The organism is Tessaracoccus aquimaris, from assembly GCF_001997345.1.
GTDB lineage: Bacteria > Actinomycetota > Actinomycetes > Propionibacteriales > Propionibacteriaceae > Arachnia > Arachnia aquimaris.
This window is the reverse complement of record NZ_CP019606.1, coordinates 1,573,885-1,599,948: the sequence shown is the minus strand read 5'-3', so window position 1 is coordinate 1,599,948 and position 26,064 is coordinate 1,573,885. Positions and strand designations below refer to the sequence as shown.

The window sequence follows — 26,064 nt, the reverse complement described above, 5'->3', positions numbered from 1 at the left end:
GTTCAAAGATGGTGCTTAGATGGGTGAGTCCACCGATGGAGGAGACCCCATGACCACGCACAGCCTCACCCGATCCCGCGCCGTCGCGCCGATGGATCTGGCCTACATCTCCGTCTTCGCGGCCCTGATCGCCGCGATGTCGCTCACCCCCGCCGTGCCCGTCCCGGGGCTCCCCACGCCCATCACGCTCCAGACCCTCGCCGTGATGCTCGCAGGCCTCTGCCTCGGCGCCTGGCGCGGTGCCGCCGCCGTCGCCCTGTATCTCGTCGTCGGCATCGCGGGCCTGCCCGTCTTCGCGGGTGGCAAGGCGGGCATCGGCGCCTTCGTCGGCCCCACCGGCGGCTACCTGGTCGCGTTCATCGTCTCCGCCTTCCTGATCGGCCTCGCCACCTCCTGGGTGCTGCGCTCCACCGAGCGGTTCCGCTTCCTGTGGCTGCTCGCGGCCTGCCTCGTGGTGCGGATCGCCGTGATCTGGCCGCTCGGTGTGGCGGGCATGGCCCGCGCCCTCGGCAAGCCGATGGGCTCCCTCTGGGCCGCAGACCTGGTCTTCTGGCCGGGCGACATCATCAAGGCCGTCATCGCCGTCCTGATCGCGATCGCCGTGCACAAGGCCTTCCCGAGGCTGCTCGGACGATGATCCACCTGCGTGACGTGTCCGTCGTCGTCCCGGCCCAGCGCCGGGGCGAGGCGGACCGCGCGCTGCTCAGCGGCGTCACGCTCGACCTCACCGAGTCCAGGATCGCCGTGATCGGCGCCAACGGCTCCGGCAAGTCCACGCTGCTGAGGCTTCTCAACGGCCTCCGCGAGCCCACCTCGGGGCAGGTGCTCGTGCACGGCCACGACACGGTGAAGGCCTCGAAGAAGGTCCGCTCGCTGGTCGGTTTCGTGTTCACCGACCCGCTCGCGCAACTGCTGATGCCCACCCCGATCGAGGACGTCGAACTGAGCCTGCGCGCCAGGATCAAGGACCGCGCGGCCCGCACCGCTCAGGCCGCCAGGCTGCTCGAGGAGCGCGGCGTCGGCAGGGTCGCGCACCAGTCCATCTACGACCTCAGCGGGGGAGAGCGGCAACTTGTCGCCCTGACCAGCGTGCTCGCCGTCGAGCCGAAGGTCGTGGTCGCCGACGAGCCGACCACGCTGCTCGACCTGCGCAACAAGATGCTGCTGCGCGAGGTGCTCGGCGCGCTTCCGCAGCAGGTGATCTTCTCCACCCACGACCTCGACTTCGCCCGCGAGGCGCAGCGCGTCATCGTGATCGACGAGGGACGGGTGCTCGCCGACGGTGCGCCGTCGGAGGCGATCGACGCCTACGTGGGGGCGATGAGCAGGTGAACGCGCACGCCAGCCTCTTCGGCATCTACGAGCCAGGCGACGGCTGGCTGTTCCGGATCCCCGTCGGCTGGAAGTACCTGCTGCTGCTCGCCATCGCCGTCCCGCCGCTGATCGCCTGGACATGGTGGGCGACGCTCGCCGCGCTGATGGTGGCCGTCGGCTGCCTGCTCACCTCCGGGATCGGCCCGCGCCGGATCTTCGCGCTCGGCTGGTACCTGTGGGTGCTGCTCGCGGTGATGGCCGTCTATCAACTCACCTCGACGCTGTTCGAGGCGGCGTTCGTCGCGCCCGGCAACGTGCTTGTGGCGGTGCTTGCCTCCAGGATGCTCACCCTGACGACCTCCACGCCGGTGCTGCTCGACGCTCTCTCGACGGGGCTGCGCCCGCTGCGGTGGATTGGCGTGAACCCCGACGCGGTGTCGCTGATGGTAGCTCTGATGCTGCGCTCCATCCCGTACCTCGCCGGGTCGCTGCAGGACGCGCGCGACGCCGCGAGGGCGAGGGGATCGGAGCGCAACCCGGTCTTCCTGCTCACCCCGGCCGTCGTCGGCGCGGTCGCGTATGCGCAGCGCACCGGGGAGGCGCTGCACGCCAGGGGCCTACCCGAAGAGTGAGCCGGGGGGATAGTCACCCGAGATCCGGGTCGCCCACGCCGGGATCGACGCGTAGCTCACCACGACGGCCTCGACGCCGGAGACGCGACCCATGGCGCGCGTGATGGCCGAGGCGATCCAGGACGGATCGTTGCCGAACACCCCGCCCCCGACCGCCGTCAACAGCACGCGGTCCGAGTGCGGGTTGGCCAGCCCCGCGAGCAGCGTCGCCTCGTAACTGGCCTCCAGGACCAGCCGGGCGAACGGCTCCCAGCCGGGATGCGTGGAGTTGGCGCCGTAGGCGATGGGGAGTGCCGAGCACAACGCCTGCGAGACGCGCTGCTCGCCGGAGGCGACGTCGGTCACCTCGGCGTCGGAGACCAGCCCGATCCGCAGCCTGCCGCGTAGATCGTCGAGTTCCTCCTCGCCCAGGTCGCGCAGGTGCGCCGCGATCGCCGTCAGGCCCTCGTCGGTGCACAGCGCGTAGCCGTTGCGCATCCGCCAGAGCTCAACAGGCGCCAGGCCGGTCGCCTCCGACAGCGCGGCGCCGAGGTCGGCCAGCGCGTCCAGTTGCCGCGTCGCGCTCTGCCCTTGCCCGCCGTCGACCGGCACCAGGTAGTTGCGGTAGATCGTCGCGGCGCCCGCCGCCATCGCGCACGCCGGGCCCTGCGTGTGGTCCCACTCGTAGCGGCCGACGCCGTCGTCCGGCGTCACGGACGGCGAGACCATCTCCAACAGGTTGAACTGTGACGCGACCTGGATCAGCGCACCACTGTTGGCGGGGTCGGCGTGCATGGCGCGCGCCTCGCCCTGCGTCGCGGCGAGGCTGCCCGCCCGGCCGGAGTCGGGACGCGCCGAGCTCAGTTCGGCGAGGCTCGGCAGCGTCAGGGTGCCGACCGCCGGCCGACGCTCGCTCGCGTCGGAGACGAGCCTGCCGTCCTCGACGCGCAACCGCGCACGGACCGCGTCGGGACCTGCCGACTCGTCGAAGCCGACGATGCGGCTGAACCAGTTCTCCTGCATCCGGCAACGCTAGCGACTCAGCGCAGACCCCGCATCATCTTGACGATCCACTTGTTGAGCAGCACCATCACCAGCGACATCGCGATCGACGCGCCGCCGATCCACAGGAAGTACGGGGTCTCGTTCTTCTCGGTGTAGAGGCCTGCGAGGGCGCCCGCCATCGACGAGCCGAGCGCGATCGACAGGAAGTACAGCGCGATCATCTGCGTGTGGAAGGCCTGCGGCGCGAGCTTCGTCGACAGCGACTGGCCGACGGGGCTCAGGAACAGTTCCGCCATGGTGAAGAAGAACAGGATCAGCACGATCCACAGCAGCGGCGTCGAGTTCGGGCCGCCACCTGCGTAGGGGATGAACAGCAGGAACGCCGCGCCCATCAGGAAGGTTCCCGCCGCGAACTTCAGCGGCGTGCTCGGCTGGCGCGGGCCGAGGGCGGTCCACATGGCGGCGAACACGCCCGCGAAGATGATGATGAAGATCGGGTTGATCGACTGGACCCACGAGGGGCTGATCTCCCAGCCGAGGATCCTGCGGTCAAGCCGCTTGTCCGAGTACAGCGCCATCACGGTGAACTGCTGCTGGAAGAGCGACCAGAACGTGGCGCTGGCCAGGAACATCGGGATGAACGAGATGACGCGGGAGCGTTCGTCGGAGGTGATCCGCTTCGAGGTGAGGATGATCGCGAACAGGGCGACCGCGGCGATGGCGATCAGCACCGTGACGATGTTCGACAGGTACTCCACGGGAAGCAGCCCGAACACGGCGAGCAGCGCGATGAGGACCACCGCGCCGATCACGATCAAGAGATAGGTGCGACGCTTCTCTGCGGGCAGCGGGTTCGTCGGCGCCTTGCCGACGTCGCCGATGGTGGAGCGGCGAAGCAGGGTGTACTGGATCAGGCCGATCGCCATGCCGACCGCCGCGGCGCCGAAGCCCCAGTGGAAGCCCTTCCAGCCCCAGAGCCAACCGGTCAGCAGCGGGCCGATCAGGGCGCCGAGGTTGACGCCCATGTAGTAGATCGAGAAGCCCGCGTCGCGTTTGTCGTCGCCCGGGGCGTACATCTCACCGAGCACCGACGAGGTGGTCGCCTTCAGCGTGCCCGAGCCGAGCGCGACGCAGATCAGGCCGATCCCGACGCCGAGCAGGCCGGGCACCACCGCGAGCGCGATGTGGCCGAACATGATGAGGACGGCGCCGTAGAACAGGGTGCGCTCCGAGCCCAGCAGTCGGTCGGCGACCCACGCCCCGAACACCGCGGACAGGTAGACCAGGCCGCCGTACGCGCCGACGATCTGGACCGCCGCGGCCTCAGACAGCCCCAGCCCGCCCTTGGTGACGCTGTAGTAGAGGTAGAACGCCAGGATCGACTGCATGCCGTAGAAGCTGAAACGCTCCCACATCTCCACGCCTGCGAGGTTCCAGAGGCCTAACGGATGGCCCCGGCGTTGTTGGGGTGGGTTCATGGCTGAAGTCATCCCCCCACCCTGCCACTGTGGAGGGGCATGCTTGTCGGGGTTGGCCAAATCCACCCACCGTGGGGTCTGCTACTCGCGCGCGGTCACGCGCGCTGGCCAGAAGGAGCGGGTCCACTAGGCTGTCGGCATGACCCACGCCCCCCACCTCGAGATCGCGTTGATCACCGGACTGTCCGGCGCAGGGCGCCGCACCGCGGCGCACGCGATGGAGGATCTCGGCTGGTACGTCGTGGACAATCTTCCGCCCGTGCTGATCCCGACGCTGGCCGAGACCATGGTGCGGCAGAACGTGATGCGGGTCGCGATCGTGGTCGACGTCCGCTCCCGCGAGCAGTTCGACCAGGTGCCGGAGGCACTGGCTGTGGTCAAGGCGGAGGGGGCGACCGTCACGACGGTGTTCCTCGAGGCGACCGACGATGTGATCGTGCAGCGCCAGGAGTCCAACCGGCGCCCGCTCCCGCTGCAGGGCGGCGACCGGCTCATCGAGGGCATCGACCGTGAGCGTCGCCTGCTGGCAGACCTGCGCGCAAAGGCCGACATCGTCGTCGACACGTCACGGCTGTCGGCCAGGCAACTGGTCCAGCGGATCGCCAACCACTTCGGCGACGAGGCCACCGACAAGTTGAAGATCTCGATCATCTCGTTCGGGTTCAAGAACGGCGTTCCGGTGGACGCCGACATGGTCTTCGACGTCCGCTTCCTGCCGAACCCGTTCTGGATCCCGGAACTGCGCCCCAAGTCCGGCCTCAGCCGCGACGTCGCCGCATACGTGCTCAAGCACGACGCCGCGCAGCGCTTCCAGGACCACATGGTCGAACTGCTCGAGACGGTCGCGCCCGGCTACCTGGCCGAGGGGAAGCGCCAGGTCACCCTCGCCATCGGCTGCACCGGCGGCAAGCACCGCTCGACGTCGATGAGCGAGGAACTGGCCACCAGGCTGCGCGCCAAGGGCTACGCCACCACAGTGCTGCACCGGGATCTGGGGAAGGAATGAGCCTCACGTCGTTGCCCCGCGTGGTCGCCCTCGGCGGAGGCCACGGGTTGTCGGCCTCCCTGTCCGCGCTGCGTCGGGTCACCGACCGGTTGACGGCGGTCGTCACCGTCGCCGACGACGGCGGTTCGTCCGGCAGGCTGCGCGACGAGTTCCACATCCTGCCTCCGGGCGATCTGCGGATGGCGCTGGCCGCGCTGTGCTCGGACGACCATGCCGGACGGACGTGGGCGAGCGTGCTGCAGTCGCGGTTCGCGGGGGAGGGGCCACTGGCGGGCCACGCCATCGGCAACCTCCTGATCGCGGGGCTCTGGCAGCAGTTCGAGGACCCGGTCGAGGGGCTCGACATGGTGGGCGACCTGCTGCGCACCCGCGGCAGGGTGCTTCCGATGAGCTCGGTGCCGCTGGAGATCGAGGCCGACGTGGTGGGCCTCGACCCGTTCGCGCCGGACGAGGTCTGCACGCTCAGCGGCCAGGCGACCGTCGCGAAGTCGCGCGCGACGGTCCAGAGCGTCCGCCTGATCCCGGAGTCCCCGCCCGCGCGCGCCGAGGCAGTCGAGGCGATCCTGCAGGCCGACAGCGTCGTGCTCGGCCCCGGCTCCTGGTTCACCAGCGTCATCCCGCACCTGTTGGTGCCCGACCTGGCCGAGGCGATCCTCACCACGAAGGCCCAGCGGGTCCTCGTGCTGAACATCGCGCCCGCGGACGAGACCGACGGGTTCAGCGCGTCGCGCCACATCGAGCTGCTCGCCGAACACGCGCCTGGTCTGCGGCTCGACGTGGTGCTCGCAGACCAGCGGTTCGCCGACACCGACCGGCACCTCGGCGCCTACGTCCGGTCCCTCGGAGGCAGGCTCGTCAGGGCCGATCTCGCGGTGCGCGGCGGGGCCGCATTGCACGACACCAACCGTCTCGCCTCCGTCTTCAGTGAAGTCATCAACGGCTGATTGCGCGGCACGCGGGTGTGGCAGACTTCGCCCATGGCTCTGACGCAGAAGGTGAAGGCTGAGCTCGCCACCGTTGTCGCTCCGCACCCGTCCGTGCGACGGGCGGAGGTCGCCGCGATGCTGCGATTCGCCGGTGGCCTGCACCTCGTCGGCGGCCGGATCGTCATCGAGGCCGAGTTCGACACGGGCGCGGCGGCCCGCAGGCTCCGTTCCTTCATCGCCGAGTTGTATTCCATCGACTCCGAACTTCTCGTCATCAACGGCTCCGGCGTGCGCAGGGGCCCCCGCTACACCGTCCGCGTCGTCCGCGAGGGCGAGCAGTTGGCCCGCATGACGGGCCTTGTCGACCAGAACCGGCGCCCGGTGCGCGGCCTGCCTCCCGTCGTGGTGGGCGGGTCGATGGCCGACTCCATCGCCGTGTGGCGCGGCGCCTTCCTCGCCCGCGGCTCGCTTACCGAGCCCGGCCGCTCCATGGCCCTCGAGGTCACCTGCCCAGGCTCCGAGGCGGCGCTCGCGCTGGTCGGCGCGGCCCGCAGGCTCGGGCTCGGCGTGAAGTCGCGAGAGGTGCGCGGCGTCGACCGCGTCGTGATCCGCGACGGCGACGCGATCGCCGAACTGCTCACCCGGATGGGGGCCGCTGAGACCCGCATCGTGTGGGAGGAGCGCCGCAAGCGCCGTGAGGTGCGCGCCTCCGTCAACCGGCTTGCCAACTTCGACGACGCCAACCTGCGCCGCTCCGCACGCGCGGCCGTGACGGCGAGCGCCCGGGTCGAGCGCGCGATGGAGATCCTCGGCGAGGATGTGCCAGAACACCTACGCGCGGCGGGTGAATTGCGCCTCGCGCACCGCCAGGCGAGCCTCGAGGAACTGGGCAGGCTGCACGAGCCGCCGCTGACCAAGGACGCGGTCGCCGGACGGATCCGTCGCCTGTTGGCTACGGCGGATAAGGCGGCCGACGATGCGGGAATACCTAACACTGAGGCGTCGCTGCCTGCCGATCTGCGTGAGGATCAGTAGCCCGGGGCTAAATGGCCCCCGCAGTTGCCAGCGCCGCTGAGAAGGTTAGGATTGGTACTGTCCGTAAGCGTCGAAAGACGTTAGGTAGCTCGAAAGGGATCGAATTCCACATGACCGTTAAGGTTGCAATCAACGGGTTTGGCCGCATCGGCCGTAACTACTTCCGCGCGCTTGTCGCCGCAGGAGCCGATCTTGAGGTCGTTGCTGTCAACGACCTGACCGACAACAAGACCCTGGCCCACCTCCTCAAGTACGACTCCATCCTGGGTCGCTTCCCGGGCGAGGTCAGCTACGACGAGGACGCGCTGCACGTCGACGGCAAGGAGATCAAGGCCTTCGCCGAGAAGGATCCCGCGCAGCTTCCGTGGGGCGAGCTTGGTGTCGACATCGTCATCGAGTCGACCGGCTTCTTCACCGACGCCCAGAAGGCAAAGGCGCACCTCGACGCCGGCGCCAAGAAGGTGCTCATCTCGGCTCCGGCCAAGAATGAGGACATCACCATCGTGATGGGCGTCAACGACGACAAGTACGATCCGGCGATCCACAACATCATCTCGAACGCCTCCTGCACCACCAACTGCCTCGCCCCGATGGCAAAGGCCCTCAACGACGGCATCGGCATCGAGCGTGGCCTCATGACCACGATCCACGCCTACACGCAGGACCAGAACCTCCAGGACGCTCCTCACAAGGATCTGCGTCGCGCCCGCGCCGCCGCCCTGAACATGGTTCCCACCACCACCGGTGCGGCCAAGGCCGTCTCCCTGGTGCTGCCCGAGCTGAAGGGCAAGCTGGACGGCTACGCCATGCGCGTTCCCACCCCGACCGGCTCCGCCACCGACCTCACCTTCGAGGCCTCGCGTGAGACCACCGTCGAGGAGATCAACGAGATCGTCAAGAAGGCCGCCGACGGCCGAATCCTCGTCTACACCGAGGATGAGATCGTCAGCAAGGACATCGAGACCGATCCCGCTTCCTGCATCTTCGACGCGAAGCTGACCAAGGTCATCGGCAACCAGGTCAAGGTGCTCGGCTGGTACGACAACGAGTGGGGCTACTCCAACCGTCTCGTCAACCTGACCGAGCTCGTCGGCTCGAAGCTCTGAGCTGACTGCTTCGGCCAAGTGCCCTGAACGACGGCCCCGCGACCCCCAAGGGGTTGCGGGGCCGTCGTCACATCCTGCGTCGCCTGTGCGACGCCAAGAAACCACAGTGAAAGGCCAACCATGAAGTCTGTCGCAGACCTTGGAGATCTCTCCGGTAAGCGCGTCCTCATCCGCAACGACTTCAACGTCCCGCTGGATGCAGACAAGAACATCACCGACGACGGCCGCATCCGCGCCGCGCTTCCGACGCTGAACCAGCTCCGCGACGCCGGCGCCCGCATCGTCATCATGGCCCACCTCGGCCGCCCCAAGGGCGAGGTCAACCCCAAGTATTCGCTCGCCCCCGTCGCGAAGCGCCTCGGTGAACTGCTCGGCACCGACGTCAAGTTCGCCTCCGACGTCGTCGGCGATTCCGCCACCGCCGTGGTCGACTCGCTGCAGGACGGAGAGGTCGCCCTGCTGGAGAACGTCCGCTACGAGCCGGGCGAGGAATCAAAGGACGAGGCCGAGCGCACCGAACTTGCCAAGAAGTACGCGGCCTTCGGTGACATCTTCGTCTCCGACGGCTTCGGGGTCGTGCACCGCAAGCAGGCCTCCGTCTACGACGTCGCCAAGCTGCTGCCCAGCGCCGCAGGTTCGCTCGTCGCGAAGGAGGTCGGGGTCCTCAAGCAGCTCACCGAGTCGCCCGAGCGCCCCTACGTCGTCGTCCTCGGCGGCGCGAAGGTCGCAGACAAGCTCTCCGTGATCGACAACCTGCTCAAGGTCGCGGACACGCTCGTGATCGGCGGCGGCATGCTCTTCACCTTCCTGAAGGCCCAGGGCCACGACATCGGCACGTCGCTCGTCGACGACGCCAACCTCGAGACCTGCCGGGGCTACCTGGAGCAGGCGAAGGCCGAGGGTAAGGTCATCCTGCTCCCCGTCGACGTCCGCGTCGCTGACGGCGCCGACTTCGAGGGCCTCAAGGCCATCGGTGACGTCGAGGTCGTCTCCGCCGACGCGATCCCCGCCGACAAGATGGGCCTCGACATCGGCCCCGAGTCGGAGAAGCTGTTCGCCGCGGCGATCCGTGAGGCCAAGACCGTGTTCTGGAACGGCCCGATGGGCGTGTTCGAGATCAAGGAGTTCTCCGACGGCACCCTGGCCGTCGCGAAGGCCCTCACCGAGGTCGGCGGCCTGTCTGTCGTCGGCGGTGGCGACTCCGCCGCAGCGGTCCGCGCGCTGGGCTTCGCCGACGAAGAGTTCGGCCACATTTCGACCGGCGGCGGCGCGTCGCTGGAATTCCTGGAGGGCAAGGAACTGCCCGGTATTTCCGTTCTTGAGGAGAACAACTGATGACTCGCACGCCCATCATGGCCGGCAACTGGAAGATGAACATCGACCACATCGAGGCCACCGGACTCGTGGAGAAGATCCACTACACCCTCGTCGACAAGGACTGGGACCCCAAGAAGTCGGAGTGCGTGCTGTGCGTGCCCTTCACCGACATCCGCACGGTCCGCACCCTGATCGACGGCGACCGTATCCCGTTCGGGCTCGGCGCGCAGAACGTCTCCGAGCACGACAACGGCGCCTTCACGGGCGAGATCTCCGTGACGATGCTGTCGAAGCTCGGCGTCCAGTACGTCGTCGTCGGCCACTCGGAGCGCCGTCAGTTCTTCGGTGAGACCGACGAACTGGTCAACGCGAAGACCGCAAAGGTGCTCGGCGCCGGGATGATCCCGATCGTGTGCGTCGGTGAGGGCCTCGACATCCGCAAGGCGGGCGACCAGGTCTCCTACACCCTCGCGCAGGTCCAGGGCGCCCTCGCGGGCCTCACCTCCGAGCAGGTCGCGGGCCTCGTGATCGCCTACGAGCCCGTCTGGGCCATCGGCACCGGCGAGGTCGCCACCCCGGCCGACGCGCAGGAGGTCTGCGGCGCGATCCGTCGCGAGGTCGCATCGCTCTACGACGAGGCAACCGCCGAGTCGGTCCGCATCCAGTACGGCGGCTCCGTCAAGTCCGGAAACGTCGTCCAGATCATGGATCAGCCCGACGTCGACGGCTGCCTCGTGGGCGGCGCGAGCCTGCAGCCCGAGGAGTTCGCGGCGATCGTGCGCTTCTACCAGCTCTGAGCACATCGAGCCCTGGCGGCGGCGTCGACCCACGGGTCGGCGCCGCCGCTTCGCTTGGGGGACCGCGGATGTGGAATAAACGTGCCCGTCCGATAACATGTACCGCGTGATTGTCCCCCTCGTGTCTGTGCCCATTACGGTGCTGTCGATCATCGTCACGATCCTCAGCATTCTGCTCGCGGCGACCGTCCTCCTCCACAAGGGACGCGGCGGTGGCATGTCAGACCTCTTCGGCGGCGGCATGTCCAGTTCGATGGGCGGCGCATCGACGGCAGAACGCAGGCTCGACCGGATCACGGTCGTGCTCGGGTTGCTATGGCTGCTGACCATCGTCGGTCTGCTCGTGCTGTACCGACTGGGCTGACGCTCGAGAACATCACAGATTTCGCACCCTCTTTCTAGGAGCTCATCAAAGTGGCTGGTGGCAATGCCATTCGTGGAACACGCGTCGGTGCAGGACCCATGGGCGAGGCGGAGCGCGGCGATACCGCGCCCCGACTGCACGTCTCCTACTTCTGTGCCAGCGGGCACGTGACGCGCCCGGCCTTCGCGGCCGACGCGCAGGTCCCGGAGACGTGGGACTGCCCGCGCTGCGGGCTGCCCGCGAACATGGATGCGGACAACCCGCCGCCGCCCCCGAAGATCACCCCGTACAAGACGCACCTCGCCTACGTCAAGGAGCGTCGCACGGACGCCGAGGCGGAGCAGATCCTTGAGGAGGCGGTGACCGCGCTGCGCGCGCGACGCGCGAGCGGCGAGGTCATCTACTGACACGCACAGCGTCAGAGAGGGCCCTGGGACACGTTCCTGGGGCCCTTTTCTCTGTGCGGCCACGGCCCCGGTCTGCGGGACCTGCTGGGCCGGACTGCGCTTAGGATGTCGTGGAGATCTCCCCGAGGAGGGCAGTGAGCAGCACCGACGACCCGTACGGCTTCAACGACGACACCGTCGAGCAGCCGACCGTGGCCCCGCAGCCGGGACCCGCGCCCCAGCCTCACCAGCAGCAGGCCGGATGGCCTGGGCACCCTCAGCAGCAGTGGGCGCAGCAGCCCCAGTGGGGTCAGCAGCCCTACCGGCCGCCCGTCCAGCCGTCGGGCGGAGGCTGCGGGCGCGCCGTGGCGATCTTCACTGCGCTGCTCAACATCGTGATGCTGCTGATCATGCTCGGCATAGAGATGATCGCCGACTACGTCGACCGGGAATTGGGGGACCAAGGGGCTGCCGCTGCCCTGGTGGTCTTCGTGCTGATCGTGCTCCTGACGCTGATCTTCGGCCTGATCTCGATCGGCGTCACCCGGGGGCTGCCGAGGCTCGGCGCCATCGTCGGCGTGCTGGCCCTGCTGGGGGCGGGAGTGTGGGTGGCGGTCGCGCTGATGGGCACGACCCCGCTCGCGGGGTTGAGCCTCCTTGATGCGGCGAAGATCCTGGCGGCGATGCACGGACTCGCGGCGCTACTGCTGTTCATCCCCTCCTCGCGCCGGAGGTAGCGTCGTCAGAAGGCGCAGGTGTACTGGGGTGGCAGTTCCTCGGCGGCACCTTGGTCCAGGAACCACACCGTCGCGACGTCGCCCTTGATCTGCGATCCCGGGAGCCGCGGGTCGCCGTCCAGCGTCGCGGACACCGCGTGCGCCTTGCCCGTTCCGGTCGCCAGGTACCAGACCTCGTGCGAACGCTTCAGCGACCCGGCGGTGAGGCTGATCCGCTCGGAGGGCTCCTTGGGGCTGTCGGTCACCCCGATCACGCCCCGCGACGTCGGGTCGGAGCTCGGGTGGTTCGGGAAGAGCGACGCGACGTGGCCGTCCTTGCCGATCCCCAGCAGCGTGATGTCGAAGGTGGTCGACCCGAGTTCCGCCTCGTACTCCGCCGCCGACTCGTGCGGGTCCTTGCGCCCGTCCGCCGCCGCCATCATGTGGGTGTCCGCCGACTTGATCGAGATGGTGCGCGCCAGCCGGGTGATCGCCTGCAGCGAGTTGCGGGCCGGGTCCGTCGCGGGGACGAAGCGCTCGTCTCCCCACCACAACTGCAGCTTCGAGGCGTCGAGTTCTGAGCCGTCGGCCAGTTCCGCGAACTTCTCGTACATCGCGTTGGCGGTGTCGCCACCGGTCAGACAGACGTGCACGATCGGCTGGCTCGCCTGCAGTTCGAGCAGCCGCTCCAGCAGCAGGCCAGCGACCGTCGTCGAGACGTCGTCGGCGTCGCAGAGGCGCACCACGCGGGTGTACACGGCTACCGTCCCTCGGAGTCGGCGACGATCTGCTCGGCGGCGGCCTCGAAGATGTCGTCGGCGTCCATGCGACGCAGTTCCTCGGTCAGCAGGTCGGTCAGCGGCCTGCGGCGCAGCGCCACCGTCCGCTCCGGCTGGCCCGGCACCTGGTAGATGGCGCTGCCCGCTGCGATCCTGCGGACGGTGATGTCGCCCTCGGGGGTGGTCAGGACGACCGAGTTGACGCCCTGATGGTCGCCCCGCCGGTATTCGACGTCGACGCCGAGGCGCTGCTTCAGCCAGGCGGCAAGCAGCAGCGCGGGGGCGTTGTCGGGGGCTGCCTCGACGCGGGCGCCGGTGACCTGCTCCTCGGACTGGTCGAGCGCCGCGGCGAGCAGCGCGCGCCAGCGGGTCAGCCGGGTCCAGGTCAGGTCGGTGTCGCCGGGGGCGTGGTTGCGGGCCCTGCGCACCAGCGCGGCGACGGGGTCGCCGCAGCCCGCCGCGTCGGTGATCCGCCGGTCCGCGAGCGAGCCGATCGGGTCGGTTGCCAGGTTGTCGGGCGCCTCGTGGGGCCACCACACGATGGTGGGGGAGTCGGGAAGCAGCAGCGGAAGGCACACCGAGTCGCCGTGGTCGCGCAGCGCCCCGTGCAGCCTCAGCACGATCAGGTCGCCGGGGAGGCCCTCGCCGACCTCGACGCTCGCGTCCAGGTACGGCTCGTCGCCGTCGGCGTAGGTCGCGACGATGACGCGCGAGGGGTGGGCGGTGGCGGAGGCCTTCGCGGCCTCGAGGACCTCCTCGAAGCGCGATTCGCTCGTCACGATGACAAGGGTCAGCACGAGGCCGGTGGCGTTGCCAACGCCGCGGTGGGCGTCGATCAGCGCGGCGGAGATGGCGCGCGCGGTGGTGTTCTTCAGGTCGACGATCATGGTCGCTCTCCTTACGGCCTACGCCACGAGTTGCCGTCGCGGGCAACCATCTCGAAGCTGGACTCGGGCCCCCAGGTGCCCGCGGGGTACTGGTCCGGTTGGCTGTCGAGCGAGGCCCAGTACTCGAGCACCGGGTCCAGGATCTGCCAACTCAGTTCGACCTCCTCCTGCTGCGGGAAAAGCGGCGGGTCGCCGAGCAGCACGTCGAGGATCAGGCGCTCGTACGCCTCGGGGAGGACTCGGTGAATGACCCGCCGTAGGCGAAGTCCATCGACACCTCACGGATCTCCATCTGGGTGCCCGGCACCTTCGCGCCGAAGCGCAGCGTGACGCCCTCGTCGGGCTGGATGCGCATCACCAGGGCGTTGGTGCCGAGTTCCTCGGTGTCGGTCACCGTGAACGGCAGGTGCGGGGCCCGCTTGAAGCTGAGGGCCACCTCCGTGACGCGGCGCGGCATCCGCTTGGCGGTGCGCAGATAGAACGGCACCCCGGCCCAGCGGCGGTTGTCGATGTCGACGCGGATCGCGGCATAGGTCTCGGTCTTGGAGTCGGCGGGCACGCCCTCCTCCTCGAGGTAGCCGATCACGGCCTCGCCGCCCTGCCAGCCGGCGGCGTACTGGCCGCGCGCGGTGTGCAGGTCGTAGTGCTGCGGTACGTGGGCGGCCGCGAGCACCTTCTTCTTCTCGGCGCGCAACTGGGATGCCTCGAAGCTGGTTGGCTCCTCCATGGCGGTCAGCGCAAGCAGTTGGAGCAGGTGGTTCTGCATCACGTCGCGGGCCGATCCGATGCCGTCGAAGTAGCCTGCGCGGCCGCCGATGCCGATGTCCTCGGCCATCGTGATCTCGACGTGCGAGACGTAGTGGTTGTTCCAGATCGGCTCGAACATCTGGTTCGCGAAGCGAAGCGCCAGGAGGTTCTGCACCGTCTCCTTGCCGAGGTAGTGGTCGATGCGGAACACCTCCTGCGGGGTGAACAGCCGCTCGACCACGGCGTTGAGTTCCTTGGCTGAGGCCAGATCGTGCCCGAACGGCTTCTCGATCACGACCCGGTTCCAGGTGCCGGGGTGACGCTCCGCGAGCCCGTGCTTCGCCAACTGCGACATCACCTGTTCGAAGCCCGACGGCGGGATCGACAGGTAGAAGGCGTGGTTGCCGCCCGTGCCGCGTGTCGTGTCGAGTTCGACGATGGTCTTCTTCAGCGACTCGAACGACTCGTCCGAATCGAAGGTGCCAGACACGAAGCGGATGCCCTCGAGCAACTGCTCCCAGACCTCCTCACGGAAAGGCGTGCGCGCATGCTCCTTGACCGCGTCGTGGACCTCCTTGGCGAAGTCCTGATCGGCCCAGTCGCGGCGGGCGAACCCGACCAGCCCGAAACCCGGGGGGAGAAGGCCTCGGTTCGCGAGGTCGTAGACCGCGGGCATCAGCTTCTTGCGCGACAGGTCGCCGGTCACGCCGAAGATCACGAGCACGCACGGCCCTGCGATGCGGGGCAGGCGGCGATCCTGCGGATCGCGCAGCGGGTTCTGGTAGCTGTTCATCAGGCACCACCCTAGACGTTAGGGAGGGGGCGGCGGAACGCCATACCACATCGCGTGTGGGCACGATTGTGCGGGGCGGGGTAGACTGCGACCGAGTTTCGTGGAAATCGGGGTGTGTGTGGCTGTCATGAGTGTGACGGTGCCTGCGAAGGCGCGGTTCGGCGATGTCGTGAAGGCATATGTTGCCCTCACCAAACCACGCGTCGTCGAATTGCTGCTCGTCACGACCATTCCGGCGATGTTCCTGGCCGCAGGAGGGCTCCCTCCGTGGCGGCTGATCCTCGTCACGTTGGTCGGCGGATTCCTCGCGGCCGGGTCGGCCAACACGTTCAACTGCGTGTGGGACGCCGACATCGACGAGATCATGCGCCGCACCCGCAGGCGCCCCGTCCCGCGCCATCAGGTCAGCACCGCCGCCGCCTTGGTGTTCGGCATCGTGCTCGGCATCGCCGCGACCCTGATCCTCGGCTTCGGCGCCAACTGGCTCTCGGCGATCCTTGCGCTGGCCGCCAACGCGTTCTACGTCTTCGTCTACACGATGTGGCTGAAGCGCCGCACCTGGCAGAACACCATCTGGGGCGGCATCGCCGGCTGCTTCCCGCCCCTGATCGGCTGGACTGCCGTGACGGGCAGCGTCGCGCTCGCGCCGTTCATCCTGTTCGCGATCGTGTTCCTGTGGACGCCCCCGCACACGTGGGCGCTGGCGTTCCGCTACAAGGAGGACTACGCCGCCGCCGACGTGCCGATGCTGCCGGTCGTGCGCCCCGCGCCGAAGGTCTCCAACCAGATTCTGGCCTACACGGTCGCCACCGTGCTCGTCTCGCTCGCGCTGTGGCCGCTGACCCCGACCGGCCTGCTGTACCCGATCGCCGCCGCCGTGCTCGGCGCGGTGTTCATCTGGGAGGCCGTCGCGCTGTGGCGCCGCGCGCACCGTGGCCTCGAGGGCGCCCAACTCAAGGCGATGCGCCTGTTCCACTGGTCCAACACCTACCTGGCGCTGCTGTTCCTCGCCGTTGCGATCGACCCGCTGGTCTTCTGACTGGTCCTGTCACTGGCGGTGGCGCCGGGCGGGACGCAGCTGGGGGCTTTGCAGGTTCTGAGCTCTGGGATGGTCAGGCTCGGCGGCGTCGATGACCGCGGCGACGCTCGTGCGGGACACTCCCTGCGCGGCGATCTGCCGACCCGTCAGAGCTTCCGCGCGCAACCGAAGCACGAGCTTCGCCTTGATCTTGCGCACCATCCGAATTACTCCTTCTGCCGCGTGGCCTATCACGCGGCAGAAGGAGCCTAGGAAGGTCCCCCCGAACACGAATACCCACTGGCCCTCACCGACACGATCACATCGAACGGCGAGTGGCCCTGAACCCCAATATCAGTGGCCCTCAGAAGAGCGAATACTCAGTTGGGACGGTCCCCGGTGCTGGCCCAACCCCAGTGGCGAACAAAAAAATACGACGATCAGGTCACGGCAGGTCGGTCCATCGAGAGAACTTGAGAAGCGAGCCCGCCTAGCAGCTGCTACGCGGCTAGGCGGGCTCGTCTGCCTCAACGCCTGGAACAACCGTCAGAGAACTAACGCATGCAACCCACGAGCGGTGTAGTTCAGCGGGGCCTTCTTCTGAACAGAAGATAACCTCCGGCCACAAATGTGGCGACGACGAACAGAAGGCTGGAGGGGGCGTAGATTGGGCCGCAATATGCCTCGGAGCAGCTGAATGTCGTGGTTACGGTGAGGAATACCAGGCCGAGTAAAATCACGGCCAGCCCTGGAACTATACGCCGCACCTTCTTCACTGGTTAGCTCACCAGTTGCTCGATCGTAGACTGATCCAGGTCTACGGGGAGGTGTTCTCCGTCTGTGGGCGAGATCTGACGGGCGGATGGCTCTCGAACGCCACCGCGTGCTTTGGACTCATCAGCCAGTTCGTAGATACCCGCGTTGCTCCCGGTCACATAGTAATGGGTGGCCAGATCTCCCTTGAGTCCGGAGCTCGTCAAGAAAAGCAGGTATTCATGTCCTGTGACAAGCAACGGCACCACAGGCTCCTGCTTATCTGAGCCGAACTGACGAACGGTGAGCAGGTCCCCGACCTTCGCGTCGTTCGACTCCAGGACCTCAACCGTGGAGAGCGTGAAGTCAGTTTCATCGTCGAAATCACGGACTGTCTTGGTTTCGACCACGCGTCCGGTGACGACCAGGGCGCTGTCTTCGGCCATCTCGCTGACTGATCCGTAGAGGCGGACGCGCGAAACTTCGCCCCCGCTGGTGACAGCGGCACATCCGGTGAGCAAGCTGAGCAGGAGCACCACGGCTGCCGTGTAGATACGTGACATGATCATCGCCTCCGATTTTAGTAGAGCGCGTTCACACCAGCGATTTCGTCGCTGGTCAGGCTGCGGACACCATTGCTGTATGCCGTGCTAGCAGACGTATACATAACGCGCTTGACAGTCGATACGTGTCCAAGCCCGATTGAATGACCGAGTTCGTGCAGCCAGACGACCTTCAGGCGAGGGACGTCGGTGCTGGAGGTTCCCGGCAGGTAGGTCATGTTGATCTTCGCGGTAACGCCGATGTAGCGCCCCAACGCACATGTCCAATCCGCCCTACCTTCCCAGCCGGTATACCCATAATCAGCGTTCTGCGCCTTCAGTCCGGGGCCGCTTGCGTCGACATACGACATCGTGACGTCCGTCGCGGAAGTGTAGTTGGAGATCGCCTGCTTGATGGCGGTGAAGAAATGTCCGTTGACATAGCGAGTGTCGACCTTGATGGTGCCCGACCCCCATTTGCAGCCGGTCGTCGTGTAGGCGCTCGCGTCAAGCTGAGCCGCGAAGACTATGAGGGTCCCCACGACGAAGGCGGCGAAGAACCTGTGAACGATTTTCATCCCAAATCCTCCTTACGGTTGGCCAGTCAGCCTACCTTCTTCGAGGCGCTTCTACCTGAACTTGAGAAGCGTTGCCAAATTGTTATAAGTCGAGGTGGTGTGGGGTCGGAGCTTGTTCGCCATGCTGTGATCGTTGGGGATCTGCATACGGCCTGTGGCTCCGCCTTGCGGATGCTAGGGTCAAAACCACCTGCGAGAAGGAGTGTGAAGGCAATGAAGGTTTCAGCTAGAGCCGTGGCCGGAGCTGTCGCGGCGCTCGTTCTGACCGGAGTAGCGAGTGTTGCACCAGCAAGCGCGGCACCGGCTGCGCCGATGGCCAACCCGAGTCCGAGCGGGTGCACGGCGCTTGGCACCAAGGGGGATTCCTCTTCGCTGAGCTGGACGCGTGCGAAGAGCAACGACTGCGCTGGCAACGTGCAGGCGCGTGTGATGCGGTACATCGCCAACTACCCGACGATCACAGATGGACCGAAGTCGCGCAACTCCTACGTTTCAGCCACCGGTGGGGTGTCTGGTGCGGGACATGGTCTGCGGATTCAGATCTCGGCTGGAAGCTCTAGCTGGAACGACTGGATGTACTTCTGAGCGTAGGTTCCTTGTGAAGTTCCACGGGCGAGCCCTCTTGTGTGTGTTGACGACCGCCATCGCGGGCGCCGGGTGTTCGGGTCCAGCCCCAGCGACCAATCCCTACGCGGAGGATTTTCGGCAGGCGAAAGAGTTCGCTACGTCGGATTTCGAGCGCGCCGTCCTGGAGGATGGGGAGATCACGCGGGCGGAGTACGAGGAGGCAATGCAGCGTTATGTCTCCTGCATTCGTGATGGTGGCGGCAACGTCGAGCTGAAGGATCAGAGCGGCTACTACGTCTATCAAGTCTCTGGAGACATCGACGCCTACGACCGCATGAGTGATGGGTGTGCACGAGGCACGACGGCGCTGATTGAGCCGCTGTACGTGGATGTCCTGATGAACCCTGACAAGCTCGATCCGGACGAGGCGCTCGCGCGCTGCTTTGTCGCGGCGGGTCTGGTGAAGGCACCGTTCGGTGCTCAGGATCTTCGTGATCTGATGACGGCGGCTGGCGCGGATGGCGACTCTTCGGGGACGCCGGTAGATCCGGCGGCTCAGGAGTTGGTGAACTCCGAAAAGTCGATCAAGTGCATGGAGAACCCGAGCAGCATGGGCAAGGAAGAGTGACCGCGCGCGTACGTTTTCCGTCGCTCGTCTTGTCGTGGTCCGCGGTAGCCGCTGTGAGTGTGGGAGTCGTCTGGTTCTCGGCGTTCCGGCCAATCGATGAGCCTACGCTGGGAGACGCGGGCGAGTCGTTCTATGCCTTGGCCCGCAGCGAGTTCGCCGACGAGCGTCCGGTCGAAGTCAGCGTGGCGCCGGCGCCAGGCAGACCCCTGATCGTACGGGAGTCCGGCATCCTCACAACGGTCGACTGCGCGGTCGGCGATTATTGGGCCTCGGGCTCGTCTCCCGTTGCGGTGGGCGGGGCAGGGCTGCTGCTATTGAGCGGGCAGGAACCGTGGTACCGGGACTTGACGGCCGGTGACGAGGGTGAGGATGTGGCGAACCTGCAGCGTGCACTGAACCATCTCGGTGCTGAGATACCCGTCTCCGGGCGGTTCGACACCTTGACTCAGGACGCATGGAAGAAGACCGCGACCAAGGCCCAGGTGCCCGCAAAGGATGGGGTTTTCCGGCTGAGTCAGGTCGTGTGGCTACCTGAGAACGAGGTCATCATCACGCAGTGCCCTCTCTCCGCGGGGCAGGACATCGCTGCCGGCGCGGTGATCGGGACGGCCAGCTCTGGCCACGCCACAGTGAGCCTTGCCGCTCCCGCGGACCTCTTCGATGGGCCCCGCACCCTGACCGTCGCAGCGACGACGGTGAAGCTCGACAAGGACCTCCGCCTGGCCGATCCGGAAGACGCCAGAGCCGTGCTGGCGACGGCAGAGGTCACCGCCGCCATCGCCCAGGGAACCGGGGAGAGCGTCCAGGTCAGTGGGGCGTTGCGTCTTGCGACGCCGATTCCGGTCTATGCGGTACCGCCTTCCTCGGTGGTCAGGGACGCCTCAGCGCGGGTGTGCGTGCTGAGCGCTGGATCCCCCATCGCGGCAGAGGTCATCAGTTCCGCGTTGGGCCTGACCTACGTGCGGCTGGTGGGCGATCCACCACCGGCCGTCGACGTGTATCCCGCGATGGATGCCACGTGCGGCTCGTAGCCGAAGGGCTGGGGCACCGGTTCCCGGGCCAGCCTCCGCTGTTCGCCGACCTGTCGTTCGACCTTCGACCCGGTGTGCTGTACGGCCTGGTCGGGCCCTCGGGCTCGGGGAAGAGCACGCTGTTGTCGATACTCTCCGGCGGGCTGCGCCCCAGCAACGGCAATATCGAGGCCATCGGCGTCGACCGGATCGGGTGGATCATGCAGAACCCCGTTGGCGCCCCGCGACGCACCGCAATCGATCAGGTTGCCGTGCCCCTCCTCGCGCGAGGGCTCTTGCGACGTGAGGCCGAACCGCAGGCAAGGGATCTGCTCGATCGATTCGGACTCGCTCACGTAGCGGCACGGGAGTTCCGCCGACTGTCAGGCGGCGAGGCCCAACGGATGTGCCTGGCTCGCGCAGCCGCGAGCGACTACGACGCGATCCTGATCGATGAGCCCACTGCCCAACTCGACCGCGACACCGCACACACCATCGGTGACGTGATCCGCGAGATGGTCTCTGAGGAACGGATCGTTGTGCTGGCCACTCACGACGAGCTGCTGAGGAACAGATGCGACCAGATCCTTCAGGTCGACCCGGTGGCGCCATGAGATGGTCGTCGATCCTGTCCGAAGCAACTCGCAACGTAGCATCGGGCACCACCCGAGCAATGCTCGCCTCACTGGCGCTGCTGGTGATCATCGCTGGAACCGTCCTGCAGGACGCGCTCGCCGTCGAGCACGTCTTCATCGCTCAACGCGCGGTCCGCACGGGTGGCGGCGCAACCCATATCATCGCAGCGCCTGCGGGTATCGACGGCCAGCGGTGCGTCGCGCTGCAAGGGCTCAAAGGGGTCGTCGGCGCCATTGCCCTGCGCGAGGTGCGCGACAGGTTCGACCTGCTCGCCTATCCGCACTCCAAGCCGGCTCTCTACGATGTGGCTGGAGATATCCCCGCGACACTCGACGCACAACCTTCCGGGCCACCCGGGGTCTGGCTATCAGAGGCCATGGCCACGCGGTTCGGCACCGGTCCACTCGCCATGGCGGACGGGACCTCGGCGCTGGTCGCGGGAACCTTCCCTTACCCCGACGACGGACGCAACAGCCAACTCGCTTCCGCCGCCCTGCAACCGGTCCCGTCCCCCGGCCGATTCGATGCCTGCTGGGCGACGATCTGGCCTCACGACGAAGCGACCTTCGCCCTTCTTAGTACCGTCGTCGTCCCGGGAACCGACAACGTGGCGCGCCAACAGCTCAACCCCGCATTCGGCACACCCACACCGACGATCAGCCTGCTCCAGGCACGCTCGACCCGATGGCTCCTTGTTATCGGCGCTGCGGCCTCCGCGTGCCTGGGATACACCTTGATTCGGACACGACGAGTCGAGCTGAGCCTTGCCCAGCACCTCGGCGTCCGCGCCACCCAGCAGCACATTCAACTCGAACTGGAGACTATGTGCTGGGCCCTCCCTGCCAGTGCATTGGCCACAACCGTCACCCTCGTCGTCACCACGGCCAACACGACCGCACCCGAGGCACGATGGCTCGTCACACACATCCTGGTCGGAGTTGCCGCATGTCTCGTCGCGACCCTGACCGGCAGCATGGCCGCCGCGCTGACGATCACCGGAAAGAAGCTCTACATCTGGACAAAAGACCGCTGAGCGACCTTTCGCGCAGCGACACGACAGCCGAGATGCAGGGCTCCGCTGACGTCTGCGCTACACATAAGGATCCTGGCGTAGAGTCCGGAGTATCCCATCCCGATGGTCTGACCAGCCGTCGCCGCCCAGAAGGGGCCGTTCCAATGTCGTCTCCCCTACGCCGCCGCCCGGTGGATCTGGCACAGGCCCGTCGATCGAGTATTCGGGTTTGCGCCTAGCGCCACCTGGTGCCCTGTGCCGACGGCGTTCGGTGGGTCGACGATGTCAACGAGCCTGCTGCACGGGGGGACGGCGCGTGCTGATCACCCGCCCGGGCCTTCAGGAACTTCCGGATCTCACGGCTCGGAACCGGGTCTACCTCCTGGCGGTACCGGAGGATGCGGCCGCAGCGATCACTGATGCTGAGCATGCGGGGTTCGTGGAGAGCGTGCTGGCGTGGCCGGAAGCCGAAGAATGGCTGCCCTGTACGTGGCTGGGAGGTTCGCTGGGCTTCTTTCATGGGGGTCCTTGCGGATCTGGCACGATCGCGGTTCGTGCATCCGTCGTTGTCGACGGAGTGGAGACGGCCAGGACTTATGAGGTCCCCTTCTTAGGGCCGAGTGCCGCTGAACGTCGTTCGTCGTCTCTCGCGCAACGTGGATCCCGGGCACGACCCGGGATCCACGTTCCGTGCCGGAGGCTACGGCCGGGTGTGGTCGCTATGGTCGAGGCATGGCTGAAGACTTCCTGGTGAATCTGCCCGACGGCACCGTCAAGCAACGCAACCCGTTCACCGGGACAGAGGTCTGGACGGCGCCCGGCAGGGGAGACCGGCCGCTCGGCGTCACGCATCCCGACCCGCACCCGCTCGCCGCGCGCGACTTCACGCACACCTGCGCGTTCTGCCAGGCGCGCTACCTCGACACCCCGCCCGAGAAGCAGCGACTTGTCCGCGACGGCGACGCATGGCGACTCCTCGACGCGCTGCCCGCCGACGCGCTATTCGACACGGTCGCCGACTTCCGCCGCGTCCCCAACCTGTTCGAGATCCTCGGCTACGACTACTGGCACCTCAACTACGGCTACGTGCTGCCCGCCCCCGTGCGGCGCAGGCGCGACGCCTACCTCGCCTCCGTTGCGGGAAGGGCGCACGTCCTGGCGGTCGAGTCGGGCAAGTTGCGGGCCTCCGGCGTCGACGTCGCCGCGCTGGGCGAGGATGACATCCTGGCGCGGGCCTCCGGCTTCTTCGGCGGAGGCCACGACGTCGTGATCGCCCGCAGGCACTACGTCGACGGCGCCACCGACAGCACCGGCCTCGCGTCGTCCGGGACCCTTACGCCGGAGGAGCACGCCCAGTTCATCGCCTTCAGCGCGGATGCGGCCCGCTCCAAGTACGACCTGATCCCCGCCGCGCGCTACGTGGTGGTGTTCCAGAACTGGCTCAAGCCCGCAGGGGCCTCCTTCGACCACCTGCACAAGCAGATCGTCGCCGTCGACGACGTCGGGGCGCAGCAGGAGGCGGCGATCCAGCGGGCCACCGCCAACCCGAACGTGTTCAACGACGATGCCGTCGCCGTCGCCCAGCGCAATGCCCTGGTAATCGCCCACAACGAGCATGCGGTCGCGTTCGCCGGATTCGGGCACCGCTACCCGACGATCGAGGTGTACTCGCGCAGCCCCGAGGGGGTGCCGTGGCTGCAGTCGCCGGAGGAGGTGCGCGGCATGTCCGACCTGCTGCACGCCATGCACGCGGCCACCGGGGCGGACGTGGCGAGCAACGAGGAGTGGCACTACCGACCGCCGGGCACGACGGTGGCAATGCCGTGGCGCATCATGCTGAAGTGGCGCGTCTCCACGCTCGCGGGGTTCGAGGGAGCCACCAAGATTTATCTGAACACCATCGCGCCGGGTACGCTACGTGCTCGCGTCGTCGCCCGCCTCGTGGAACTCCGCGAGCAGGGGCGGATCGCCGCGGGGCTGAGGCTCGCCGACGAGGCGGACCTCCGTCCCGACCCGCTGCTCTACCGGTAGCGGGACGTTGCCCCGGCGCCGCCGGGCAGCCTGAGAGGACTCACATGTCCGACACCTCAACTCCTACCACCAGCGGACGCGGCGTCGTGCCGATCCTGCTCGTCGCGGCCTTCGTCGTGATCCTCAACGAGACGACCATGAACGTGGCGCTCACCAGCATCATGGGCAACCTGCACGTCACAGAGCGCACCGCGCAGTGGCTGACCACCGCCTTCATGCTGACGATGGCGGTCGTGATCCCGATCACCGGGTGGCTGCTCGACAGGCTCCCGACCAGGCAGGTGTTCATCATCGCGATGAGCACCTTCAGCGTCGGGACCCTGCTGTGCGCCGTCGCCCCGAGTTCGGCTTCCTGCTGTTCGGCCGCGTCGTGCAGGCCAGCGGCACCGCCATCATGATGCCGCTGCTGATGACCACCATCATGCGGGTCATCCCCGCCGACCGCCGCGGCGGCGTGATGGGCAACATCTCCATGGTGATCGCGGTCGCGCCCGCGGTCGGCCCCACCCTCTCCGGGATCATCCTGCACTTCGGCTCCTGGCGGCTGATCTTCGCCTTCGTGCTGCCGATCGCGCTCGGCATGCTCGCCCTCGGCTGGACCAGGCTCGGCAACGTCGGGGAACAGAAGCCGACCCCGCTCGACCTGGTCTCGATCCCACTCAGCGTGATCGCGTTCGCGCCGCTGATCTACGGGCTGAGCCTGATCGGCGACGAGAGCGTCGCGTTCTGGGTGCCGATGCTCGCCATCGGGATCGGCATCGGTGGCCTCGTGGCCTTCCTCGGCCGCCAACTGGTCCTGCAGGGACGCGACCGTGCCTTCCTCGACCTGCGCACCTTCACGCACGGGTCCTTCACGGTCGCGCTCACCATGCTCGCCGTCGCGATGATGGCCATGTTCGGCGCGATCATCATGCTCCCGCTGCTGCTGCAGAAGGCCTACGGTCTCGAACCGCTGCACATCGGGCTGATGATGCTGCCGGGCGGCATCGCGATGGGGCTGCTGTCCCCGGTGGTCGGCAGGATCTTCGACAAGGCCGGCCCGCGGGTGCTGGTGGTGCCCGCAAGCATCGTCGTGCTTGCCGTGTTCTTCTTCTTCTCGACGCTGAACCCGGCGACCCCCTGGTGGGCAGTGATGGTCGCGCACATCGTGATGAGCCTCAGCTTCGCGTGCATCTTCACGCCGCTGTTCACCGTCGCGCTCGGGGCGCTGCCGTCGAACCTGTACTCGCACGGGTCCGCCGTCATCGGCGCAGTGCAGCAGGTCGCGGGCGCAGCGGGCACCGCGCTGTTCGTGACGGTGTTTGCGATGCAGACCGCCGTCGCGCGGCCGCACGTCGCCTCCGACGCTGCCGCGATGCTCAGCGGGTCGCACTGGGCCTTCCTGGGGGCAGGGGCGGTGTGGACCGGCGCGATGATCTGCGGCTTCTTCCTGCGCAAGCCCTCGCCGATCGAGGGCGGCGTGCCGGCGCACTGAGCCCGCCACGACGGCAGAAGGCCCGACCCCGCGCGGGGTCGGGCCTTCGTCGTCAGCCGGTCAGGCGGCGGGGCAGAGCTCGTTGATCTTGTTCGCCGAGTCCGAGATCTTGGTGCTGGCGTCCTGGATCTCCTGGCCCTTGTCGGCCAGCGCGGTGACGTCGCCGTCCTCGACGCCGTCGAACAGCTTGGCGAAGTCGGAGAAGCTGGTCTTGAAGTCGGTCAGGGCAGCCTTGACCTCCTTGTTCGAGACCTTGGCCTCGGCCTCGCCGAGCGCCTTGGACAGCTTGTCCATGCCCTCCTTCAGCTTGCTGTAGTCGCCGGTGGCGACCTCACCCATCGAGGCCTCGATGTCGGCCTGCGACGCGGCGACGGTCTCCTGGGCGACCTTGCAGGCGTCGGCAACGGACTGCTCGCCGCCACAGGCGGTGAGACCGAAGATGGAAACGGCCGCGGCAAAACCGGCGGCGAGGAACTTGGTACGCAACATGGGGTTGCCTTTCGCATGGCGCGCCGAACCCAGTGGGAGCGACGTTGGTGGTGCCGGGA

The 26,064-nt window shown here is 67.5% G+C and carries 26 protein-coding genes and 2 pseudogenes; 19 read left to right on the top strand and 9 right to left on the bottom strand.

Annotation, left to right across the window (positions count from 1 at the left end; genetic code table 11):
• The first annotated feature begins 49 nt into the window (after positions 1-49).
• Genes BW730_RS07535 through BW730_RS07525 form a run of 3 tightly spaced genes read left to right on the top strand, consistent with a single transcriptional unit; the run spans position 50 to position 1,946 of the window.
• Positions 50-637, top strand: coding sequence for a biotin transporter BioY (locus BW730_RS07535; protein WP_226997134.1), 588 nt, complete (start codon positions 50-52; stop codon positions 635-637).
• Positions 634-1,332, top strand: a complete 699-nt coding sequence (locus tag BW730_RS07530; protein WP_077685710.1) for an energy-coupling factor ABC transporter ATP-binding protein — start codon at positions 634-636, stop codon at positions 1,330-1,332. The genes BW730_RS07535 and BW730_RS07530 overlap by 4 nt, the downstream gene beginning before the upstream one ends.
• Positions 1,329-1,946, top strand: coding sequence for an energy-coupling factor transporter transmembrane component T family protein (locus BW730_RS07525; protein ID WP_077685709.1), 618 nt, complete (start codon positions 1,329-1,331; stop codon positions 1,944-1,946). Before BW730_RS07530 ends, BW730_RS07525 begins: the two co-directional genes overlap by 4 nt.
• On the opposite strand, the gene BW730_RS07520 is transcribed toward BW730_RS07525, so the two are convergent.
• Positions 1,932-2,948, bottom strand: coding sequence for a hypothetical protein (locus BW730_RS07520; protein ID WP_077685708.1), 1,017 nt, complete (start codon positions 2,946-2,948; stop codon positions 1,932-1,934). The two genes, BW730_RS07525 and BW730_RS07520, sit on opposite strands and share 15 nt — an antisense overlap.
• A 17-nt stretch (positions 2,949-2,965) precedes the next feature.
• Positions 2,966-4,345: a peptide MFS transporter gene (locus BW730_RS07515; protein WP_237267999.1), complete on the bottom strand. Its 1,380-nt coding sequence runs from the start codon at positions 4,343-4,345 to the stop codon at positions 2,966-2,968.
• Between the two features lie 202 nt (positions 4,346-4,547).
• Here BW730_RS07515 and rapZ point away from each other — a divergent pair, with 202 nt between their 5' ends.
• The 9 genes from rapZ to BW730_RS18780 all read left to right on the top strand — a co-directional run bounded on the left by rapZ (position 4,548) and on the right by BW730_RS18780 (position 12,082).
• A complete protein-coding gene (gene rapZ, locus BW730_RS07510) occupies positions 4,548-5,414 on the top strand; it encodes an RNase adapter RapZ (protein WP_077685706.1) in 867 nt (288 codons plus the stop codon).
• The gene (locus BW730_RS07505; protein WP_077685705.1) at positions 5,411-6,358 is read left to right on the top strand and encodes a gluconeogenesis factor YvcK family protein; all 948 of its coding nucleotides are present in this window, start codon (positions 5,411-5,413) and stop codon (positions 6,356-6,358) included. Before rapZ ends, BW730_RS07505 begins: the two co-directional genes overlap by 4 nt.
• 33 nt (positions 6,359-6,391) lie before the next feature.
• On the top strand, positions 6,392-7,375 hold the full coding sequence (whiA, locus tag BW730_RS07500) for a DNA-binding protein WhiA (protein ID WP_077685704.1): 984 nt from the start codon (positions 6,392-6,394) through the stop codon (positions 7,373-7,375).
• A gap of 110 nt (positions 7,376-7,485) precedes the next feature.
• Positions 7,486-8,481: a type I glyceraldehyde-3-phosphate dehydrogenase gene (gene gap, locus BW730_RS07495; protein WP_077685703.1), complete on the top strand. Its 996-nt coding sequence runs from the start codon at positions 7,486-7,488 to the stop codon at positions 8,479-8,481.
• A gap of 120 nt (positions 8,482-8,601) precedes the next feature.
• Complete coding sequence (locus BW730_RS07490) at positions 8,602-9,816, top strand: phosphoglycerate kinase (RefSeq protein ID WP_077685702.1); 1,215 nt, start codon at positions 8,602-8,604, stop codon at positions 9,814-9,816.
• Complete coding sequence (gene tpiA, locus BW730_RS07485; protein WP_077685701.1) at positions 9,816-10,595, top strand: triose-phosphate isomerase; 780 nt, start codon at positions 9,816-9,818, stop codon at positions 10,593-10,595. Before BW730_RS07490 ends, tpiA begins: the two co-directional genes overlap by 1 nt.
• Before the next feature lie 97 nt (positions 10,596-10,692).
• Entirely contained in the window at positions 10,693-10,959 is a 267-nt protein-coding gene (gene secG, locus BW730_RS07480; RefSeq protein WP_077685700.1) for a preprotein translocase subunit SecG, read from the top strand.
• A gap of 50 nt (positions 10,960-11,009) precedes the next feature.
• Positions 11,010-11,366 (top strand): RNA polymerase-binding protein RbpA, encoded by a 357-nt coding sequence (locus BW730_RS07475; protein WP_077685699.1) that lies wholly within the window; start codon positions 11,010-11,012, stop codon positions 11,364-11,366.
• Between the two features lie 134 nt (positions 11,367-11,500).
• Complete coding sequence (locus BW730_RS18780; RefSeq protein WP_077685698.1) at positions 11,501-12,082, top strand: hypothetical protein; 582 nt, start codon at positions 11,501-11,503, stop codon at positions 12,080-12,082.
• A gap of 5 nt (positions 12,083-12,087) precedes the next feature.
• Here BW730_RS18780 and pgl read toward each other — a convergent pair whose 3' ends face one another.
• The 3 genes and pseudogenes from pgl to zwf form a co-directional block, all read right to left on the bottom strand.
• Positions 12,088-12,819 carry a 6-phosphogluconolactonase gene (gene pgl, locus BW730_RS07465; RefSeq protein ID WP_077685697.1) on the bottom strand — a complete coding sequence of 244 codons (732 nt, stop codon included), beginning with the start codon at positions 12,817-12,819 and terminating at the stop codon, positions 12,088-12,090.
• A gap of 2 nt (positions 12,820-12,821) precedes the next feature.
• The gene (locus tag BW730_RS07460) at positions 12,822-13,727 is read right to left on the bottom strand and encodes a glucose-6-phosphate dehydrogenase assembly protein OpcA (RefSeq protein WP_077685696.1); all 906 of its coding nucleotides are present in this window, start codon (positions 13,725-13,727) and stop codon (positions 12,822-12,824) included.
• A gap of 11 nt (positions 13,728-13,738) precedes the next feature.
• Positions 13,739-15,189: pseudogene (zwf, locus tag BW730_RS07455) on the bottom strand (glucose-6-phosphate dehydrogenase).
• Between the two features lie 196 nt (positions 15,190-15,385).
• Here zwf and BW730_RS07450 point away from each other — a divergent pair.
• The gene (locus tag BW730_RS07450; RefSeq protein ID WP_335340888.1) at positions 15,386-16,306 is read left to right on the top strand and encodes a heme o synthase; all 921 of its coding nucleotides are present in this window, start codon (positions 15,386-15,388) and stop codon (positions 16,304-16,306) included.
• Between the two features lie 9 nt (positions 16,307-16,315).
• Here BW730_RS07450 and BW730_RS07445 read toward each other — a convergent pair whose 3' ends face one another.
• From BW730_RS07445 to BW730_RS07435, 3 genes are all read right to left on the bottom strand, one after another.
• Positions 16,316-16,507: a hypothetical protein gene (locus BW730_RS07445; protein ID WP_077685694.1), complete on the bottom strand. Its 192-nt coding sequence runs from the start codon at positions 16,505-16,507 to the stop codon at positions 16,316-16,318.
• Between the two features lie 557 nt (positions 16,508-17,064).
• Positions 17,065-17,601 (bottom strand): hypothetical protein, encoded by a 537-nt coding sequence (locus BW730_RS07440; RefSeq protein ID WP_145952764.1) that lies wholly within the window; start codon positions 17,599-17,601, stop codon positions 17,065-17,067.
• Positions 17,602-17,618: 17 nt separating this feature from the next.
• Positions 17,619-18,158 carry a matrixin family metalloprotease gene (locus BW730_RS07435; RefSeq protein WP_077685693.1) on the bottom strand — a complete coding sequence of 180 codons (540 nt, stop codon included), beginning with the start codon at positions 18,156-18,158 and terminating at the stop codon, positions 17,619-17,621.
• 631 nt (positions 18,159-18,789) lie between these two features.
• Here BW730_RS07435 and BW730_RS07430 point away from each other — a divergent pair.
• The 6 genes and pseudogenes from BW730_RS07430 to BW730_RS07405 all read left to right on the top strand — a co-directional run bounded on the left by BW730_RS07430 (position 18,790) and on the right by BW730_RS07405 (position 25,516).
• On the top strand, positions 18,790-19,353 hold the full coding sequence (locus BW730_RS07430; protein ID WP_145952763.1) for a hypothetical protein: 564 nt from the start codon (positions 18,790-18,792) through the stop codon (positions 19,351-19,353).
• A 59-nt stretch (positions 19,354-19,412) separates the two neighbouring features.
• Entirely contained in the window at positions 19,413-20,384 is a 972-nt protein-coding gene (locus BW730_RS19190) for a peptidoglycan-binding domain-containing protein (protein WP_226997133.1), read from the top strand.
• Positions 20,372-20,977, top strand: coding sequence for an ATP-binding cassette domain-containing protein (locus BW730_RS07420; RefSeq protein ID WP_077685690.1), 606 nt, complete (start codon positions 20,372-20,374; stop codon positions 20,975-20,977). The genes BW730_RS19190 and BW730_RS07420 overlap by 13 nt, the downstream gene beginning before the upstream one ends.
• A gap of 59 nt (positions 20,978-21,036) precedes the next feature.
• Positions 21,037-22,032, top strand: a complete 996-nt coding sequence (locus BW730_RS07415) for a hypothetical protein (protein ID WP_077685689.1) — start codon at positions 21,037-21,039, stop codon at positions 22,030-22,032.
• 711 nt (positions 22,033-22,743) lie between these two features.
• A complete protein-coding gene (locus tag BW730_RS07410) occupies positions 22,744-24,042 on the top strand; it encodes a DUF4921 family protein (protein WP_077685688.1) in 1,299 nt (432 codons plus the stop codon).
• A gap of 44 nt (positions 24,043-24,086) precedes the next feature.
• Positions 24,087-25,516: pseudogene (locus BW730_RS07405) on the top strand (MDR family MFS transporter).
• Between the two features lie 60 nt (positions 25,517-25,576).
• Here BW730_RS07405 and BW730_RS07400 read toward each other — a convergent pair.
• Complete coding sequence (locus tag BW730_RS07400) at positions 25,577-26,005, bottom strand: hypothetical protein (protein ID WP_077685687.1); 429 nt, start codon at positions 26,003-26,005, stop codon at positions 25,577-25,579.
• Positions 26,006-26,064 lie beyond the last annotated feature (59 nt).